General features: G+C 73.4%; 11 protein-coding genes. 4 read left to right on the top strand and 7 right to left on the bottom strand.

The features are described 5' to 3' along the window. Positions 1 to 73: 73 nt before the first annotated feature. From QNO07_RS06065 to QNO07_RS06050, 4 genes are all read right to left on the bottom strand, one after another. The gene (locus QNO07_RS06065; RefSeq protein ID WP_283990884.1) at positions 74 to 1,468 is read right to left on the bottom strand and encodes a PrsW family intramembrane metalloprotease; all 1,395 of its coding nucleotides are present in this window, start codon (positions 1,466 to 1,468) and stop codon (positions 74 to 76) included. A 170-nt stretch (positions 1,469 to 1,638) separates the two neighbouring features. After that, positions 1,639 to 2,391 carry a tRNA (guanosine(46)-N7)-methyltransferase TrmB gene (gene trmB, locus QNO07_RS06060; protein WP_283990883.1) on the bottom strand — a complete coding sequence of 251 codons (753 nt, stop codon included), beginning with the start codon at positions 2,389 to 2,391 and terminating at the stop codon, positions 1,639 to 1,641. Positions 2,392 to 2,479: 88 nt separating this feature from the next. Continuing rightward, a complete protein-coding gene (lhgD, locus tag QNO07_RS06055; RefSeq protein ID WP_283990539.1) occupies positions 2,480 to 3,736 on the bottom strand; it encodes an L-2-hydroxyglutarate dehydrogenase in 1,257 nt (418 codons plus the stop codon). A 154-nt stretch (positions 3,737 to 3,890) separates the two neighbouring features. Beyond that, on the bottom strand, positions 3,891 to 5,321 hold the full coding sequence (locus QNO07_RS06050; protein WP_283990538.1) for an NsdA family TPR-like regulatory protein: 1,431 nt from the start codon (positions 5,319 to 5,321) through the stop codon (positions 3,891 to 3,893). 685 nt (positions 5,322 to 6,006) lie between these two features. On the opposite strand from QNO07_RS06050, the gene QNO07_RS06045 reads away from it, so the two are divergent. Next, positions 6,007 to 8,106, top strand: a complete 2,100-nt coding sequence (locus QNO07_RS06045; RefSeq protein ID WP_283990537.1) for an asparagine synthase-related protein — start codon at positions 6,007 to 6,009, stop codon at positions 8,104 to 8,106. Positions 8,107 to 8,189: 83 nt separating this feature from the next. On the opposite strand, the gene QNO07_RS06040 is transcribed toward QNO07_RS06045, so the two are convergent. Together QNO07_RS06040 and QNO07_RS06035 are read right to left on the bottom strand one after the other, a co-directional pair. Continuing rightward, positions 8,190 to 10,250 (bottom strand): sigma-70 family RNA polymerase sigma factor, encoded by a 2,061-nt coding sequence (locus QNO07_RS06040; protein ID WP_283990536.1) that lies wholly within the window; start codon positions 10,248 to 10,250, stop codon positions 8,190 to 8,192. A gap of 459 nt (positions 10,251 to 10,709) precedes the next feature. Further along, positions 10,710 to 11,618 (bottom strand): TetR family transcriptional regulator, encoded by a 909-nt coding sequence (locus QNO07_RS06035; protein WP_283990535.1) that lies wholly within the window; start codon positions 11,616 to 11,618, stop codon positions 10,710 to 10,712. Positions 11,619 to 11,973: 355 nt separating this feature from the next. Between QNO07_RS06035 and QNO07_RS06030 the strand changes: the two genes are divergently transcribed. Beyond that, complete coding sequence (locus tag QNO07_RS06030) at positions 11,974 to 13,347, top strand: NAD(P)/FAD-dependent oxidoreductase (RefSeq protein ID WP_283990534.1); 1,374 nt, start codon at positions 11,974 to 11,976, stop codon at positions 13,345 to 13,347. A 122-nt stretch (positions 13,348 to 13,469) separates the two neighbouring features. Further along, positions 13,470 to 15,251, top strand: a complete 1,782-nt coding sequence (locus tag QNO07_RS06025; RefSeq protein WP_283990533.1) for an ATP-binding SpoIIE family protein phosphatase — start codon at positions 13,470 to 13,472, stop codon at positions 15,249 to 15,251. A 47-nt stretch (positions 15,252 to 15,298) separates the two neighbouring features. Here QNO07_RS06025 and QNO07_RS06020 read toward each other — a convergent pair whose 3' ends face one another. Next, positions 15,299 to 16,582: an MFS transporter gene (locus QNO07_RS06020; protein WP_283990881.1), complete on the bottom strand. Its 1,284-nt coding sequence runs from the start codon at positions 16,580 to 16,582 to the stop codon at positions 15,299 to 15,301. A 172-nt stretch (positions 16,583 to 16,754) separates the two neighbouring features. On the opposite strand from QNO07_RS06020, the gene QNO07_RS06015 reads away from it, so the two are divergent. Next, positions 16,755 to 17,261 carry a MarR family winged helix-turn-helix transcriptional regulator gene (locus tag QNO07_RS06015; RefSeq protein WP_283990532.1) on the top strand — a complete coding sequence of 169 codons (507 nt, stop codon included), beginning with the start codon at positions 16,755 to 16,757 and terminating at the stop codon, positions 17,259 to 17,261. Positions 17,262 to 17,821 lie beyond the last annotated feature (560 nt).

The following is a 17,821-nucleotide window of genomic DNA, read 5'->3' as shown; positions in this document are numbered from 1 at the left end:
TCGCACCGCACCCCGCCGTCCCCGTCGTTCCCGTCCGTCCCGTCGTCCTCTTCCGTCCCGGCCCGCCCGGGGGTCACGTCGCCGGCGGGGGCGGCGGTGGGCCCTGGGGTGGTGCTGGGTACCGGGCTGGGGCCGGCCGCGGGGATGGCGGGGCGTACGCGGGGGGCGGCACGTGGCGCGGGGCGGCGTACGGGGGTGGCGCGGCGTGCTGCGGCGGAGAGGCGTGCTGCGGCGGGGCGCCGTAGGGGTGCCAGCGGGGCGGTACGTGCGGGCGGGCGTGGGCCAGCGCCGCCGACGCGGTGGCGGGACCGGCGACGTCGCGCCGGGTCAGCAGGTGGTACAGCAGCTCCTGCTCCCGTGCGGTGAAGTCCGCCACGGTGGCGCCGCGCTCGGCGCGGGCCCGCAGCAGGGCCAGCGAGGTGGCCGCCGCGTGGTACTCGGAGACGGTCTGCGCGCCCGCCGCGCCGTGCGTCCGGCGGGCCAGCCTGCGGGCCAGGGCGCGAGCGCGCATGGAGCCCAGCGCCCACGGTTCCGGCTCCGCCATCCAGCCCTGCGCCGTGTAGGCCGGCAGCGTCGCCCGCACGGTGCGCAGGTCCCGCTGCCGGGACCAGACCGCCAGCCAGGTCAGGGTGGCGAATACGGGGATCATGAACAGCGCGTAGACGGCGAGGAAGTGCAGTCCGGTCAGCGACGCGGAGCCGTTCCACAGCGCGTGCAGCACCATCGACGTCAGCAGCCCCAGCAGCGGCAACGCGATCCGCAGCCCCCGGCGGTGGCGCGGCAGCGCGGCGGCGACGCCGAACCCGATGCCGGTCATCGCGGTGAAGAGGGGGTGGGCGAACGGCGACATGACGATGCGGATGAAGAAGGTCGCAGCGGTGGTGGAGGCGAACCCGCTCGAACCGAGCATCTGGTCCTCGTCGTAGGCGCTGCCCAGGTACAGCACGTTCTCGGTGAAGGCGAAGCCCGTCGCGGTGATGCCCGCGATGACGATGCCGGCCACCACCCCCTCGAAGGCCCGCCGCCGGTAGAGGAACAGCAGCAGGATCGCCGCAGCCTTCGCGAGCTCCTCCACCACGGGCGCCACCAGAGTCGCGCTGACGGTGTCCACGTCCCCACCGGCGATGACCGACGCCGCCAGCCACTCGGTGGCGAAACCGTTCGCCACGACGGCCACCAGCGTCGCCGCGCACGCCCCCCAGGCGAAGGCGAAGACCAGGTTCCGCCACGGGGTCGGCTCGACGCTGTCGATCCAGCGGAAGGCGGCTATCAGCAGCGGCACCGGCAGGACCGACAGCAGCAGGCCGATGGCAAAGCCCTCGGTGCCGGTCTCCTCCCGCACGATGGCCAGGACGGTGAGTCCGCAGACGGCGAGCAGCAGCGCCATCGCACCGACCCGCAGCGCCCGCCGGTGCCACCAGGGCGCGCGGCGCGGCGCGTAACGCCACTGGGCGCGCTCTGCCGGCATCGCCGGGAACCAGGCCGTGCGGTCGGACTGCTCGTTCGGGCCGGTCGTGCCGTGCCGGGCACCGAATCGGTGCTCGGGGGAGGGCCCCGGGACATATGGACGCACCCGTAGACCTTACGGGGCCGACGGGCCGCGGCGCGGGGCACCGGCCCGCAGCCGGGCGGCGTGCGTCAGCCGTCGGCGGGCGGGTGGGGCAGCCTGCGGAACAGCAGGTCGTGCACGGCGTGGCCCTTGCGCAGGCCCTGCCCCTCGAAGCGGGTCATCGGGCGGAAGCCGGGGCGCGGGGCGAAGCCGCCGTCAGGCCGCGTGTTCTCGAACGCCGGGTGGGCGGTCAGCACTTCGAGCATGCGCTCCGCGTACGGCTCCCAGTCGGTCGCGCAGTGCACCACGGCGCCCGGCGCGAGGCGGGACGCCGCCACGTCCAGGAACTCGGGCTGGATGATGCGGCGCTTGTGGTGGCGCGTCTTGGGCCACGGGTCGGGGAAGAACACCCGCAGACCGGCGAGCGAGTCGGGCCGCAGCATCTCGCGCAGCAGGATCACCGCGTCCCCGTTGGCGACCCGCACGTTGTCCAGGCCGCGCTGCTCCGCCAGGCGCATCAGGCTGCCCTGCCCCGGAGTGTGCACGTCCACGGCCAGGATGCCGGTGGCCGGGTCGTCGGCGGCCATCTGCACGGTGGCCTCACCCATGCCGAAACCGACCTCGACCACCTTGGGAGCGCCGGGCGGCAGGGTGTCGAACAGCTCGTCGAGGTCCAGCACACGGCTGCCGTCGACGTCCAGACCCCAGGCCGGCCACAGCCGCAGCAGCGCCTCGCGCTGGGCATGCGTGACGCGGCTGCGGCGCGGCTGGAAGCTGCGGATGCGGCGGTGGTGGTGCGCCCCGGCGGGGTCGGCCGTCGGGCCGGCACCGGGGGCGAACATGGGGATTCTCTCGGACACAGTGCCAACGATTCTACGGTGGCCCCGACACCCGGGAGGCCCGCCCCGGGCCCGCCCGGGTGCTCCCGCGTCACAGACCGCGCAGCACCCGGCCGGCCACCTCCCGGCCGATGGGCAGCGAGGCCGTCGCGGCGGGCGAGGGCGCGTTCAGCACGTGCACGGTGTGCGGGCCCTCGGTGATCAGGAAGTCGTCCACCAGGGTGCCGTCGCGCAGCACCGCCTGCGCCCGCACCCCGGCCGGGGACGGACGGAGGTCCTCCTCGGTGACCTCCGGCAGCAGCCGCCGCACGGCGGCGGTGAACGCCCGGCGGGACAGCGAGCGGTGCACCTCGCCGGCGCCGTACCGCCAGTGCCGGGCGGCGATCCGCCAGGTGCCCGGCCAGGCGAGCGTGCCGGCGAACTCGGCCGCGTCCAGTGTGCGGCGGTCGTAGCCCTCCCGGGCCGTCGCCGGGACCGCGTTGGGGCCGACGTGCACATGGCCGTCCACGCCCCGCGTGAGGTGCACGCCCAGGAACGGGAACGCCGGGTCCGGCACCGGGTAGACCAGCCCCCGCACCAGCGCGGCCCGCTCGGGGGCCAGCGCGTGGTACTCCCCGCGGAACGGCACGATCCGGGCGGGCGGGTGATCGCCGGCCAGCCGGGCCACGCGGTCGCAGTGCAGCCCCGCGCAGTTGGCGAGCGCGCGGGCCCGCAGCACCCGGCCGTCCGCGGTGCGCACGGCCACGCCGAGCCCCGGGCGGCGGTCGATCGCGGCCACCGCGGAGCCGTAGCGGATCTCCGCCCCCGCGTCGGCGGCCAGCTCCGCCAGCCGCGCCGCGACGGCGGCGAAGTCGCACACGCCGGTGGTGCCGACGTGCAGCGCGGCCAGACCGCGCACCGCCGGTTCGTACTCGGTGATCTGGCACGGGCCCAGCTCCCTGATCGGGATGCCGTTCTGCCGGCCTCGCTGCGCGAGCGTGTGCAGCCGGGGCAGCTCCGCGCGGTGCGTCGCCACGACGAGCTTGCCGGTGACGCGGTGCGGCACGCCGTGCTCGGTGCAGAACTTCACCATCTCCGCCGCGCCCTGCACGGCGAACCGGGCCTTGTACGACCCGGGACGGTAGTAGACGCCGCTGTGGATCACGCCGCTGTTGCGGCCCGTCTGGTGCCGGGCGGGCCCGGCCTCCTTCTCCAGGACGATGACCCGCAACCCGGGCCGGGCCCGGGTCAGGGCGTACGCCGTCGACAGGCCGACGATGCCGCCGCCCACCACCAGGACGTCGCAGTCGTACACCCGGCCCTTCCGCCCGCCGGCCCGGCTCTGCTCCCCGCTGCTCACTGACACCACACACCCATCATGAGCGAGGCCACTGACATCCTGCCGCCCGCCCGCCGCCACACGCCCACCGCCGCCTGCCCGTCCGCCCCCACCCGTCTGTCGCCCGCGCGTACCGTCGGCCGGAGGCGCGCGGGAGCCGAGGCGCGGGGGCCGGCCGGCCGACTCACGCCGGGGTGACGAGCAGCGGCCTGGCCCTCTCCCGCAGCTCCACCACCTGCGGATCGTCGCCGTACGGCTCCAGGCGGTTCAGCAGGTCGCGCACGTACTCGGTGGTGCGGGCCGAGGAGATGCGCCCCGCGACCTCCACCGCGAGCGCCCCGGCCGCGCAGGCCGCGTCCAGGTTGCCGGACTCCAGCTCGGCCACCGCCGACACCACCAGACGCAGCCCGTGCGAGCGTACGAACTCCTCCGTCGGCCGGGACAGCGCCTGCTGCGTGAAGCGGCGCACCTGCCGCGGGGCCTTGAGGTCCCGGTAGCACTCGGCGGCGTCCGCAGCGAGCCGGTCGTAGTTGTAGAAGCCCAGCCACGACGGGTCGGGATCACCCTCCCGGGAGCGCTCCAGCCACCCCTCGGCCGCGGACAGCGCGGTACCGCAGGCCACCGAGTCGTTCGCCTTGGCCTGGGCACGCGCCTCGACCAGGTGGAAGAAGCTCATCACCCGCGCCGTGGCCACGCCGCGGTTGCGTTCCAGCGCGGCCTGCGCCAGATCCACGCCCTCGTCGGCGAAGCCCCGGTACGTGGCCTGGAGCGACATCGACGCCAGCACGTAGCCGCCCAGCGGGACGTCGGCGGCTGCCCTGGCCAGGCGCAGCGCCTGGATGTAGTAGCGCTGCGCGGCCTCCTGCTGGCCGGTGTCGAAGGCCATCCAGCCGGCCAGCCGGGTCAGTTCGGCGGTCGCGCCGAACAGCGCCCGGCCCACCTCGTCCGAGTAGGACCCCAGCAGCAGCGGCGCGGCGTCGACCCGCAGGCACTCCGGCACCATCGACGAACGCCAGTCGCCGCCGCCGTACTTGGAGTCCCAGCGCCGCGCCTCGGCGGCGGCCTCGCGCAGCTTGGAGACGTCGCTGTGGCCCACCCGCAGCGGACCGCCCGACGCGGCACCCGCGGCGTCGTCGTCCGCCGCACGTGCCACCGAGCTGTCCGCGGGGGTTATCAGCCAGCGCGACGCGGGCGTTGCATATGCGCTCACCGCGAAGGATCCGGCCAAGGAGTGCCAGATGCTGCCGTTGCCCCGGCGACCGGCGAGATCCAGCCGGTACAGATCCGTTGCGGCCTTCACAGCCGCACCGACATCCCGGGGGAAGGCGAGCCCGATCTCCGGGGCCGGGTCGGCGTCGGCCAGGCCGATCTCGTGCAGCGGAACCGGGCGGCCCAGCTTGCTGCCGATCGCCGCGGCGATCAGATGTGGCGCGGCGCCCTGCGGCACCATGCCCTTGGAGACCCACCGGGCGACAGACGTCTTGTCGTACCGCAGCGTCAGACCGCGCTGTGCGCCCAGGTCATTGACCCTCCGGGCGAGTCCGGCGTTGCTGATTCCCGCCAGCGCGAGAACAGTTCCCAGCTTCTCGTTCGGCCCTCGTGGCTCCCTGGACATGCGCACCCCTGACACACACCGACGGCCGCCCCGCCGCATGCGGAACATGCTCGGGGCATTCGTGAACCCAGCGTAGTTCGCCGCATCCCTACCGTTAAGGGGCGGCTTCGGGGATGGCGGGATTCGTCTGCGTGCCCCGGCGGCCGCGCGACCCCGAACGGCGCGCGGCGACCAGCGCGAGCGCGCCGCGCGGCGGCCGGATCACGTGCCCCGGTCGTGTGGCCGTGCGCCTGTCCGTGCGCTCTGTGCAAGGCCGCCGACACACGTTTACCTGGGAGATGCGTGGGTCGGCCCACTGAACTGGAACCAGTGGGCTGGGGGAATGCCACCGCTCCAATCCCCGCGAGCGGTGGCCCGGTCCGGGAGGCGACAGCGCCTCCCGGACCGTCGTGCACGTTCCGTGACGCCCCGGCCCGCCAAACCGCCGACGTCCGCCGCCCGTTGCCGCACCGCCGCTCCGGGACCCGCAGACGCTCCGCCACGAACCCCCGCACGGCTGGAAGTTGGCTGAATGTCGCTGTTTCAGTGACGGCCACTTCCACCCCGCTCGGCATGAACACACCCATCTACGCGCCCCCTTCGCGCCTCTCCCACGCCGGTCTCGTGGCAGCATGGGCCCGAAGAGCATCGGGAGCAATCCGTAACGGCGGTTGCGGGCGAGGAGTGACGGGCGGAGGCGGCGTCGATGCGGTGGTTGGTGGGATGGAGCAGCACCGCAGCGGGAAGTGCCCAGGTCTCCGGCCGGAACCTGCACCCTGTCGGTGCCCAGCAGTTGTGGGGCGACCCCGACCCGCTGTGGGCCGTCGGCGACTGGCGGCCCGACGAGGTCCGCGTCATCGAAGCCGACCCGGGCACCCGGCTCGCCGTCTTCGGCTGCTGCGGCGCCAGCGACGACCAGCTGCGCGTCGCCCTGTTCGCCGCCCGCGGCGGAGCCCTGCGCCACCTCACCGCCTGGCCGGGTTCCTACACCGCCGTCGCCCGCATCGGCCGCCGCGTGGCACTGGCCACCGACCTCGCCGGCGCCCGCCCCGTCTTCCACACCCCCTGGGCCGGCGGCACCGCCTACGCCACCGCCGCCCTGCCGCTCGCCGACCTCATCGAGGCGCAACTCGACGTCGGCCACCTCGGCGCGCTGCTCGCCGCCCCCGAAGCACCCGAAGCGATGGGCGACACCACGCCCTACCGCGGAGTCCACCGCGTCCCACCCGGCCACGCCCTGATCCTGCGCGAGGGCGGCACCCGGGAGATCACCAGCTACGAGCCGGCCGTGCCCACCGTGGTCGCCGCCCCGCCGCTCGAAGCCGAGAAGGCCGTCGACGGCGTGCGCGACGCCCTCATCGAAGCCGTCCGGGTCCGCCTCGCCGCGCCCCGCCACGTCCCCGAAGGCCCCGGCATGCCGGGAGCCGACGGCCTCGACCCGGGGCCCATCCCCGGCCTCGGCCCCGCCGCCCGCCGCGGCGGGCCCGCCCCCGGCATCGGCGCCGACCTCTCCGGCGGCTCCGCCTCCGCCACACTCGCGCTGCTCGCCGCCGGACTGCCCGGCGTGCCCGGCACCGTCTACGGCGCCCCCGGCACCCACGCCGGGCAGCGGCTGCTCGCCGTCACCTTCAACGACCTCACCGGCAACGGCGACTCCGGGCGCGTCGCCGAACTCGAACGGGCCCGCGCCGTCGCCGACAACCCGCGGCTGCACCACGTCGTGGTGACCGCAGGCGAGGACGCACTGCCCTACGCCGACCTCGACGACGACACGCTCACCGACGAGCCAGGACCGTCCCTCGTCCTCGCCGAACGCCACCGCAGACGCCTCGCGGCCGGCAGCGCCGACCACCTCATCGGGTACGGGGCCCGCCAGGTGCTGGACGCCCACCCCGCGCGTCTCGCGGACCTGCTCATGGACCGCCGCAGACGCCAGCTCCTGCGCCCCGCAGCCGCCCTCGCCGTCGCCGAGGGCCCCCGCCGCAACTCCGTCCTGGTGCCGCTGACCGTCTACCGTGCCGCCCGCCGCCTGGCCCGCACCTCGCAGCGCGAAGGTGTCACCGACACCGCCCGCCGCCTGCGCGACCGGGACTTCGCCACCGACGGTCTCGCCGAGAGCCCACTCGACGCCTCACTCGCCGCGCTCACCTGGTGCCGCCCGGGCCCGGCAGCGCGCTGGTTGACCGGTGAGGCTCTGGCCGAAGTATCGGTTCGGCTGGAGACCGCCGCCATCCGCTCCGGCTCCGGCTTCGGCCCCCGCCCCGGCGTCCAGCGGGCCCGCGCCGCCCTCGCACGGCAGGCCGCCGACTACCGGGTGATGGAGCAGGCCGCGGAGATCCGCAACCAGCGCCTGCACGCCCCCTTCCTCGACAACCAGGTGGTACGCGCCGCCCTGGAACTGCCCGAGGCCCTGCGGGTACGACCCGGCGCCCGGGCGTCGGTGCTGCGGACGGTGCTGGCCGGCGCCGGGATCCACGACCTGCCACCCGGCTGGGGCGCCACCTCGCACGTCGCCCACCTCGCCGCGGTCCGCGCCGGACTGCGCACATCCGTGGGCGAGCTGCTGGACCTCTTCGACGCGCCGCTGCTCGCCGACGCCGGGCTGGTGGAGGCGCGGGTGGTGCGCAAGGCACTGCGCTCGGCGGCCCAGGGGGAGGCGCTGCCCCTGGACGGCATCGCCGAACTGGTCTCCACCGAGCTGTGGTTGCGCCGCCTGCTGCAGCGCCGCGGCACCTGCTGGACGGGTTCCTCCGCACCCCGCCAGCGCGCCGTGGCCGCAGGCGTGCCGCCCCGCCCCGCGATCTGACGGGCTGGCGGCACGCGCCGTCGGGCACCGGTCGCTGACGGGCGCCGGGCTCCCGCGCCCGCTCCCGGTGCCCGCTTCCTCCGTCAGCGGCAGCGGATCACGGACTCGGCCCAGTCGGCCAGCGCCGCGGCCCCCAGCGGCGACTCCGGGGTCACGACCAGGCGCATCGTCCTGACGCCCGCCAGCGGCACGTTCACCGGTACCGCCTGGTCGCCGCCCCTGACCACCTGCGACTGCCAGAGCAGGACACCGTCACCGTGCACGGCGAAGCGCACGGCGCCCAGCCCCATGGTCAGGTCGTCGACGCCGGCGACCGCCGAGTACGACTCGCACTGCCGGTTGAGGTCGATGGTCACGGACGAGGGGGCGTGCACCGTGACCCCGTGGCCGTACTGGCGACCACCGATCCGCAGACCCGACCGCTGCCACAGCCACGAGCTCTCGGCCACCCGCACGGCCGGCTCGTCGGAGGCGCCCAGCACGTCCCAGCGCAGCTGGTTGATCTGGTAGCCCGCCGGGGCCGGTGCGGGAGGCGGCGGTACCGGCGGGGGAGTGGGTGCCGGAGTGGGCGTCGGGGCCGGACTGGGGGCGGGCGGTGAGGACGGCGGCGCGGGGGCGGGTGCCGGGGGCGGCACGGGAGCCGGGTCGGCAGGGCGCGGCTCCGGCTCGGGTTCCGGCCGCGGGGCTGGCGCCGGGTCCTCGGCAGCCGGCGCCGCAGCGCGCGCCTCGGGCTCGGGGGCCGGCACGAGCGGGGGTGGCTCCGGCGCGGACTCCTCCACCGGCGGGTCCTGCGGCGCCGGTTCGACCGGCACGGCGGACGGCTTGGCCTGCGGGGGCGGCGGCTCCTCCTGCTGCGGATTGCCCGCCAGCGCCAGTACGAGCGCCACCGCCGCCGCGGCAGCGGTGACCGCGCTCGCCGCGATGCCCGCCTTCGCGGGCGCGCCCAGCCCTTCGGACGCCGCTCCGCCGGCGCCGGCCTTGCCGCCCGCGGCCGCCGCGGAACCACCGACACCGGCCGCTCCCACCCCGCCGACGATGCCCGCCGCCTTGACCGAGTAGGTCGCGGCGAACCAGCCGATGACCGCCACCGGAAGCAGCAGGCGCAGCCGCTCGTTGACGTCCTTGACCTCCATGGCCGCCACCCGGCACCTGGAGCACTCCTCCAGGTGCTTGCGCAGGCCCCGCTCGGCCCGCACGCGCAGACCGCCGCGGGCGAAGGCACCGAGCCGGTCCGCGTAGCGCGCGCAGTCACCGCCCGAGGTCAGCGACTGGCTGACATGTGCCTGGAGGTACGCCTGCTTCAGCCCCTCCCTGGCCCGGTGGGCGAGCACCGCGGTGGCGTTGGCGGTCAGCCCCAGGATCGGAGCCACGTCCTGCGGTGAGGCGTCCTCGACGGTGGTGTGCCACAGCACCGTCTGCCAGCGTTCCGGCAGCGTGCGGAACGCCTGGACGACCATGGACTGCTCGGCCTCGTGCATGGCGCGCACGTCCGCACCCAGATCGAGCGTGTCCGCCTCGCTGGCCTGCGAGGCGACGGCCGAACCGGCGAAGAGGGCGAAGTCCTCCACCAGATGCTCCCGCCTGGCCGTCCGGCCCCACGCAGCCGCGGTGTGCCGGACCGCCGTCAGCAGGTAGGCGCGTACCGCCGTCTGTGGCCCCTTGCCGCTGTGCACGGCCTGCAGGGTCCGTGCGAACACCTCGTTGGTGAGGTCGTCGGCGGTGTCCGCGTCCCGGCAGCAGGTCCGGGCGTACCGCCGGACCGCCTCGGCGTGCCGTCGGTACAGCTCGTCATAGGCGGCGGTGTCCCCGCCGCGCATGCGTGACACCAACTCGGTGTCACCGACGGGCGGGTCCTCCGCCCCGGTGTCGCCGTCCGACCGGCCCTCCGAGGGCGGCGCCACGGATCCGCGGGGACCCCGGAAGACGCTTCCGGGTGCCTCTCCGTCCTCCTGAGCAGTCGCGCCCCGGGAGCGCTGCACGGGCACTGACCGAGGCGGCTCGCCCGGGGCGGAGCGCTCTGCGGACGCCGGTGCCGCCCCCTTGCCCGCCCGGTCGGCCTGCCCGGGAACCTTGGGAGCGGTCGCCCCGCCCGACTCCTGCGGACTCTCGCCCCCGCGCGGTTCGTCCCGCCCCTCAACACCCATAGCGGAAGCTCCCGTAGACCCCGTGGCAGTCAAACACCGGGAAAGACTCCCACAAGGTCGGTGCGTGAGCGCCGGCCCTGCAACGCAACCACTCGTCCGAGTGGGTTTCGCCCCGCAAGCCCTGAAGTATCACCCGTTCGGGTCACTGCGCCAGGTGCCCGGAGCAGGGCCCGGACCAAGGAGTAGAACCGGAACGCAACACCCTCACTCCGCACCCTCACTCCGCACCTGGGACGCAGTACCCGAGCACCGCACCGTCAGGGGCCGCCTCGTCTCAGGTCAGGGCCTTGACTCAGGTCACCGGCCGGCCTTCCCGCGAGCCGCTGGGATCAGCCACTCGCCCCGGCTGCCTGTCCCTGCTGTCGCCCGCCCGGCCAGAGGTGCCCGGACAGCGCCTCCCGGACACGCCTCCGGCCGACGCCGCCCGGTCACGCCGTCGGACCGGGCGGGACGACTCCCTCAGCGGTTCTCCCGCGACCGCAGCCCTTCCAGCAGGATGTCGAGCAGCCTGCCGGACGCCTCCGCCTGCTGCTCGGCATCCGGCAGCGAAGGAGCAGTGGTGGCTATGACAAGCAGGACGTCCGCCACTGTCACGTCGGTCCGCAGCGCTCCCGACTCACGGGCGCGGTCGACCAGATGGCTGACCACGGCCAGGAGTTCGGCGACGCCCTCGCCCTCGTGCGGCTCCTCCTGCGAGGCGAGCGGCGCCTCCTCGGCGTCGGTGCCCGACAGCACCGAGACGTCCGGTGCGGCGGAGCTGACAGGTGCCGCGGAGCTGACCGATGAGCCGGAGCTGACCGATGAGACGTCATCAACCAGCGCCGACCCGGCGCCGTCCGCCACGAGCCACAGCTCAGGCGTTGTGCCGCTGCCCTCGCCAGGCTGCCGCTGGTGCGGCACCCGCACGGCGGAGGCGGGCGTGCTGGCAGCGCCGCTGCCCGAACCGGCCCTCAGCACTCGCGGTGGCAGCAACCGCCCCGCGCCCGAGGCCACCGACGTCCGCAGGAAGCGCGCCAGAGCCGACCAGGGGTCACGCTCCTGGCTGAGCGCGGCATGGGCCTGGCCGGTCAGCCGGGCCGTCTCCTCCTCCGCTATCCGCCGGACCAGGACCTCCTTGCTGGGGAAGCGGCGGTAGACCGTGCCCACCCCCACCCGCGCCCGACGGGCCACGTCCTCCATGGGCGCGCCGTAGCCCAGCTCGCCGAACACCTCACGCGCCGCGCGCAGCACGTGCTCCAGATTGCGCTGGGCGTCGATGCGCAGCGGCGTCGACCGCCCGCTTCCGCCCCCGCCGTCCGATGAGACGGCCTCGGTCACCCCGTGCGTGTCCTGAAGGGAATGAACACCCTGAACACCTTGAATACGCATAGTCGTTCCCCCGGTAATCACTGTCTCCCCCCGGAGACTCCCCGTCATACGGCCGGACCACGGGGCCACGCCCCGCCACCGGCCGACTACGAACATAGTTGAGCGGTCGTCGGGAGAGAAGGGGGCTGGTTCCTGGCGGACTGCCCCCGATCGGAGTACAACCCTGATCTGCCCCCTTTGGGCACCTGATCCAATCCCGTCAGAACCCTCCTGACCTGTGCATTCTCGCATCCCTTCGTCCCGTTGCCGGATCCGGAGTCCTTGCTTCCTCCAGTCACACAATTCCTGGGACCTGTGGACAAACGGCGTCCCGGCGGTGCGTCATGGACAGGTGACGCACGGACAGGGGTCGAAGGTGGCGAAGGAAACAGCGCGCGTTCTGGTGGTCGGCGGCGGATATGTGGGGATGTACACCGCTCTGCGACTCCAGAAGAAGCTCAAGCAGGAGCTGAAGGCAGCCCGGGAGGGGCGCGGCGGGGTGGAGATCGTCGTGGTCAGCCCAGAGCCCTACATGACGTACCAGCCCTTCCTGCCCGAAGCGGCAGCGGGCTCCATCTCGCCCCGGCACGTCGTGGTGCCGCTGCGGCGCGTGCTCCCCCAGTGCCGGATCCTGGTCGGCGAGGCCACCGCCATCGACCACGCCCGGCGGACCGCCACCGTCGAGACCATCGCCACCAAGGACGAGGGTGGCGGCCCGCTCACCGTCCAGTACGACGAACTGGTACTGGCTCCCGGTTCGGTCTCCCGCACCCTGCCGGTGCCCGGTCTCGCCGAGTTCGGCATCGGCTTCAAGACGGTCGAGGAGGCCATCGGGCTGCGCAACCACGTGCTGGAGCAGCTCGACATCGCCTCCTCCACCCGCAACCCCGAGATCCGCGACGCCGCGCTCACCTTCGTCTTCGTCGGCGGCGGCTACGCGGGTGTCGAGGCGCTGGCCGAACTCGAGGACATGGCTCGTTACGCCTGCCGGTACTACCACAACCTGCGGCCCGAGGAGCAGAAGTGGATCCTCGTCGAGGCCAGTGACCGCATCCTGCCCGAAGTCGGCGAAGAGATGGGCAAGTACGCCGTCCGGGAACTGCGCGGGCGGAACATCGACGTGCGGCTGGACACCCGGCTGGAGAGCTGCGAGAACCGGGTCGCCGTGCTCAGTGACGGCGCACGCCACCCCTGCCGCACGCTGGTGTGGACCGCCGGCGTGAAGCCGCACCCGATCATCGCCGCGAGCGACCTTCCGCTGACCGCGCGCGGGCGCCTGCGCGGCACCGCAACCCTCCAGATCGAGGGCACCGAACACGCCTGGGCAGCCGGTGACGCCGCCGCCGTGCCCGACCTGACGGCCGACCAGCCCGGTCAGGAGTGCGCCCCAAACGCCCAGCACGCCGTGCGTCAGGCCCGCGTGCTCGGCGACAACGTCGCGGCCACCCTGCGCGGTGAACCGCTGAGCACCTACCAGCACTCGTATGCGGGATCCGTCGCCTCCCTTGGCCTGCACAAAGGGGTCGCCCGTGTGTACGGGCGCAAGTTGAAGGGCTACCCTGCCTGGCTCATGCACCGCGTCTACCACCTCAGCAGAGTGCCCACCCTCAACCGCAAGTCCCGGGTGCTCGCCGAATGGGCCCTCGCCGGGTTCTTCAAGAGAGAGATCGTCTCGCTCGGCTCCCTGGAGCACCCCCGGGCGGAGTTCGAAATGGCCGCCGGGGACGGGCACCGTCCTCCGCAGCGCTGACGTATGTCAGTCCCATCGGCCACACTGGGCATGTGACCATGGGTGCACTCCCGTCAGCAATGAGTCACGATCACCCCTCACCCCCCTTCCCTGACTCCCGGCAGAATCGGATCTGAACCGCAGTGAACTTCACGCGCTGGAGCGCCCGCCTGCCAGGCACGCAGCGACGCACCGCTGCCGCGCGGGCCGGGCGGACCGCCGAGTCCGCGGCCACCGGGCCCGGGACCCCCGGCTGGGAGGTGCCGTCCGCCCGCGGTGAGTTGCAGGACCCCGCCCGCGCCGCGCTCGGACAGGCCGCAGGGCAGGCAGGACTGGACGGGCTGTCGGTGCACCGGCTGCTCGGCCAGGTCCCCGCTCTGGTGGCCGTCGTACGGGGCCCGGAACACCGGATCGCCTACGTCAACGACGCCTACGCCCAGGCGTTCGGCCCGCGCAGCCTCGGCACGCCGGCGAAGGAGGCGCTGCCGGAACTCGTGGAGCTGGGCCTGCTGCCTCTGATGGAGCAGGTGCTGCGCAGCGGCAAACCCCGCACGGTCAAGGCCCGCCGGGTGCCGGGCGGGGCCAAGGCCAGCCACTACACCTTCACCTGCACTCCGATCGACCTCGCCGACAGCCGGACCGACACCGCCGGAGCCGCCACGCCGGGCGACAGCGAGGGCACCTCCCGGGCTGCCGGACTCCGGGAGAACATGGTGGCCGGCGACCGGCACGACCGGGGCGTGCTCGTGTTCGCCACGGACGTGACGGACCAGATCGAGTCGGCCGAGCGCCTGCGGGCCAGCGAGGCCCGGCAGCGGGAGGCAGCCGTCACCCTCCAGCGCAGCCTGCTGCCGCAGGAACTGGAACAGCCCGACGACCTGCGGGTGGCCGCCACCTACCAGCCCGGCGGCACCGAGGCCGCCGTCGGCGGCGACTGGTACGACGTGATCACGCTCGGCGCCGGCCGTACGGCCCTGGTCATCGGTGACGTCATGGGCCGCGGCGTACGGGCCGCCGCAGTGATGGGGCAGCTGCGCACGGCGGTCCGGGCCTACGCCCGCCTCGACCTGCCGCCGCACGAGGTACTGCAACTGCTGGACGGTCTGGCCGCCGAGATCGACGCCAGCCAGATCGCCACCTGCGTCTACGCCGTGCACGATCCCAACGAGGGCCGGCTGATCTACTCCTCCGCGGGGCACCTGCCCATCCTGGTGCGCAACGCCGACGGCACCGTGCACCGGGCGGACGAGCCGACCGGGCCGCCGCTGGGCACGGGGGGCTGGCTGCACACCTCGGGCTCGGTGCCGTTCGGGGAGGGCGCCACGGCGGTGCTCTACACCGACGGACTCGTCGAGCGCCGCGACGCCGACATCGACGAGGGCGTCGAGACGCTGGAGCGGGCCTTCGCCGGGGCAACGGGCGCTCCCGACATCATCTGCGGCCGGCTCCAGCGCGCGCTGGGCATCACCGCCGAACACGACGACGACGTGGCCGTACTGGTCCTCCAGCACCCGGCACGCACCGGTCACGACGCGGAGCTGTTCCACAACGCGGCGCTCGACCTGCTCGGCGGGGTGGAGGCGGCGCCCCGGGCGCGGGCCTTCGCCATCGGGGTGCTGACGTCCTGGCGCTTCCCGGCCGAGTTGCGCGACCTGGGCGTGCTGGCCGCCAGCGAACTGGTGGCGAACTCGCTCCAGCACGGCACGCCCCCGATGCGCCTGCGGCTGCGCCGCACCGACCGGCGGCTGATCGTCGAGGTCACCGACGGGGACGACCACCTGCCCCGGCGTCGAAGGGCCGAACCCGCCGACGAGTCGGGCCGCGGTATCTCCATCGTCGCCACCATCGCCTCCTCGTGGGGCTGCCGACGCACACCGGGCGGCGGCAAGGCGGTCTGGTGCGAGTTCGCCCTGCCGCACACCTGAGCCCGCTCGTCCCCCGACGGCGACCGGACCGGCGACGGCGGGTTGTGTCAGACCGCTGCCACGGCCTGCTTGTGAACCACCGGGGACGGGGTGCGCAGCTGCGGGTTGTCCTGCGCAGGCGTGAGTCGACGTCCCAGCATCAGCGCGAGCACGCTGACGCCGACCGAGCAGAGCACCAGCATGACGATGTAGGCCGCATAGGCGCCGTGCGCCGCCATCAGGCCGCCCACCGCCGGTCCGACGGCCACACCGAGCTGTTTGACCAGGGCGAACGCCGAGTTGTACTGGCCGATCACGCGGGGCGGCGCCAGGTCGGCAACGAGCGGCGCGACGGTCGGCGACAGCATGGCCTCGCCGACCCCGAAGAGCGCGTAGGTCGAGATCAGCAGGGCCGTCGCCACCGCCTGGGCGTGCGGAACCAGTCCGGAGACGCCCGCAGCCACCCAGGCCACCATCCAGATCAGGCCGACCAGCGCGATGACCCGGCTGCGCCGCCTGCCCTCGACCATGCGCAGGACCACGAACTGAGCCAGGACGATCATCGCCGTGTTGGCGAACAGGGCGAAGCCGAGCGTGGACGTCGACACCCCGGTGACCTCGACGCCGTAAGCGGCAAGACCGGACTCGAACTGGCCGTAGCAGGTGAAGAACAGGACGAAGCCGAGCACGCAGAGCAGGACCATGGCCCGGTGCGAGAGCATCGCGCGCCAGCCGCCACCGGACTCGCCGGCCTCCGTCGGCATGGATTCGCCGACGCCCGAGGCGCGCGGCAGACGAACGGTGAGCAGCACACCGGCCAGCACCACGAACATGACCGCCTCGACACTGAACAGCAGGGTGAAGCTGCTCGCCCGGTGCTCGTCCACCAGTTGCCCGCCGAGCAGGCCGCCGAGGCCCAGCCCGAGGTTGTTGAGGAAGAACTGCGTCGCGAAGGCACGTGACCGGGTGGCCGTCGTCGAGCACCAGACGATCATCGTCGCCAGGGACGGCTGCAGCACGGCTATACCGCCGCCCATGACGGCCGCGGAAACCATGACGAGCGGTGCACTGCTGGACATGCCGAAGCCGAGCGCACCGACGGACGCGGCGGCACTGCCGAAGAGCGCGACCGGCATCGGACCGTGCCCGTCGATCACCCGGCCGGTGAACGGCAGCACGACGAGCGCCGCAGCGGCGAAGGCCGCCAGCACGGCTCCGGCCGTGCTGGGCCCGAGTTCACGCACCTGCGCCACGTAGATGAACAGATACGGGACGGTGAAGCCGCTTCCGAACGCGCTCAATGCGTTTCCGAGCTGGATCCGGCGCAAGGTCGCGCCCATCGCGGTGGTCACACTCACCTACCTAGGTCGTTGCAGGGGGACGACGCCCCGTCGAGGAGGCGTCGTTGGTTTGGGGCAGCCGTCAGCGACACACCACGAGAGCTGAGAGCTGAAGACTTCGAAGCTAAAGAGTACACATCGCAAGTCTTCGATGCCAACGTGTTGCCGTGGGATACTCCGGCCCATGTCAGACCGGCAGCCGTCACTCGACGAGCAGATCGCGATCTACCAGCGCGAGTACCGCGACCTGGACCCGCAAGTGGAGAAGGTGGTCAGCGCCCTCAGTCGTCTCGACCGGCGCATGAGCGTCGCCTACGGACGCCAGCTCGCGACCCTGGGGCTCAACAGTGCCGAGTGGGAGGTACTGAAGGCGCTGGTGATGGTGGGCCGGCCCTACCAGCTCTGGCCCGGCACCATCGCGAAGCAACTCGGGCTGACGCCCGCGGCCATGACGCACCGCATCGACCGCATGGTCGCCGCGGGGCTCGTCACGCGGGAGCGCGACGAGGAGAACAGGGTCCGGGTGATCATCGGCCTGACCGACGAGGGCCGCGAGAAGTGGTTGCAGGTCATGCGCCAGGCCTCCTCCTTCGAGGAGTACCTGCTCCAGGACCTCTCCAGCGAGGACCGCGGCCAGCTCGGCGATCTGCTGACCCGTCTGCTCGACCGTGTCTCGGCCCACCTCGACTGAGTCCAGCGCCCGCTGTCGTCGAGGCCTCGGGTGCCGCAGTAGACGGGGGTTGACACCGGTTCGCCGGATCAGTAATGTACTCCGGGTTGCCGCGGAGCTGTCTGGTTCTGCTGGTGGCGTCTCTGCCGCTTCGGGCGGCCTCCACATCTACTGGTTCGATTCCCGTGAGGGTCTCTTTCGGTTTCTCCGGAATGGGTTCGGGTGGCTCGGTTTTGAGTCGCTGGGGATTGTCCACTAGCGTGGCGGTCTCACCGGGCAGTGCGCGACGGAAAGTCTTTGTTTCTGTGGTGTCTGCGGTGGTGGGTCCTCCGTCCCGGCGGAGGGTTGGGATTGCGGTTTCGGTCGGAGACGGCTGGAGGCGGGGTTCTGATAGTGTCGGGAAGCGCCGAAAGGTTGAAGCCGCGAGGTGAATACCGGAAAGCGTGAAGGGGATTCCAGTCTCCCTCGGGTTCGGATCTGGTCGGTGAAACGGCCGGTGAGAGTCTGGTAAGGTTGGAAACACCGAAGGGAAGCGCCCGGAGGAGGCCCGGAAGGGAATCCGAAGGAAGCGTCCGTTCCTT

Source organism: Streptomyces sp. 549, from assembly GCF_030124175.1.
GTDB lineage: Bacteria > Actinomycetota > Actinomycetes > Streptomycetales > Streptomycetaceae > Streptomyces.
This window is presented reverse-complemented; position numbering and strand designations above follow the sequence as displayed.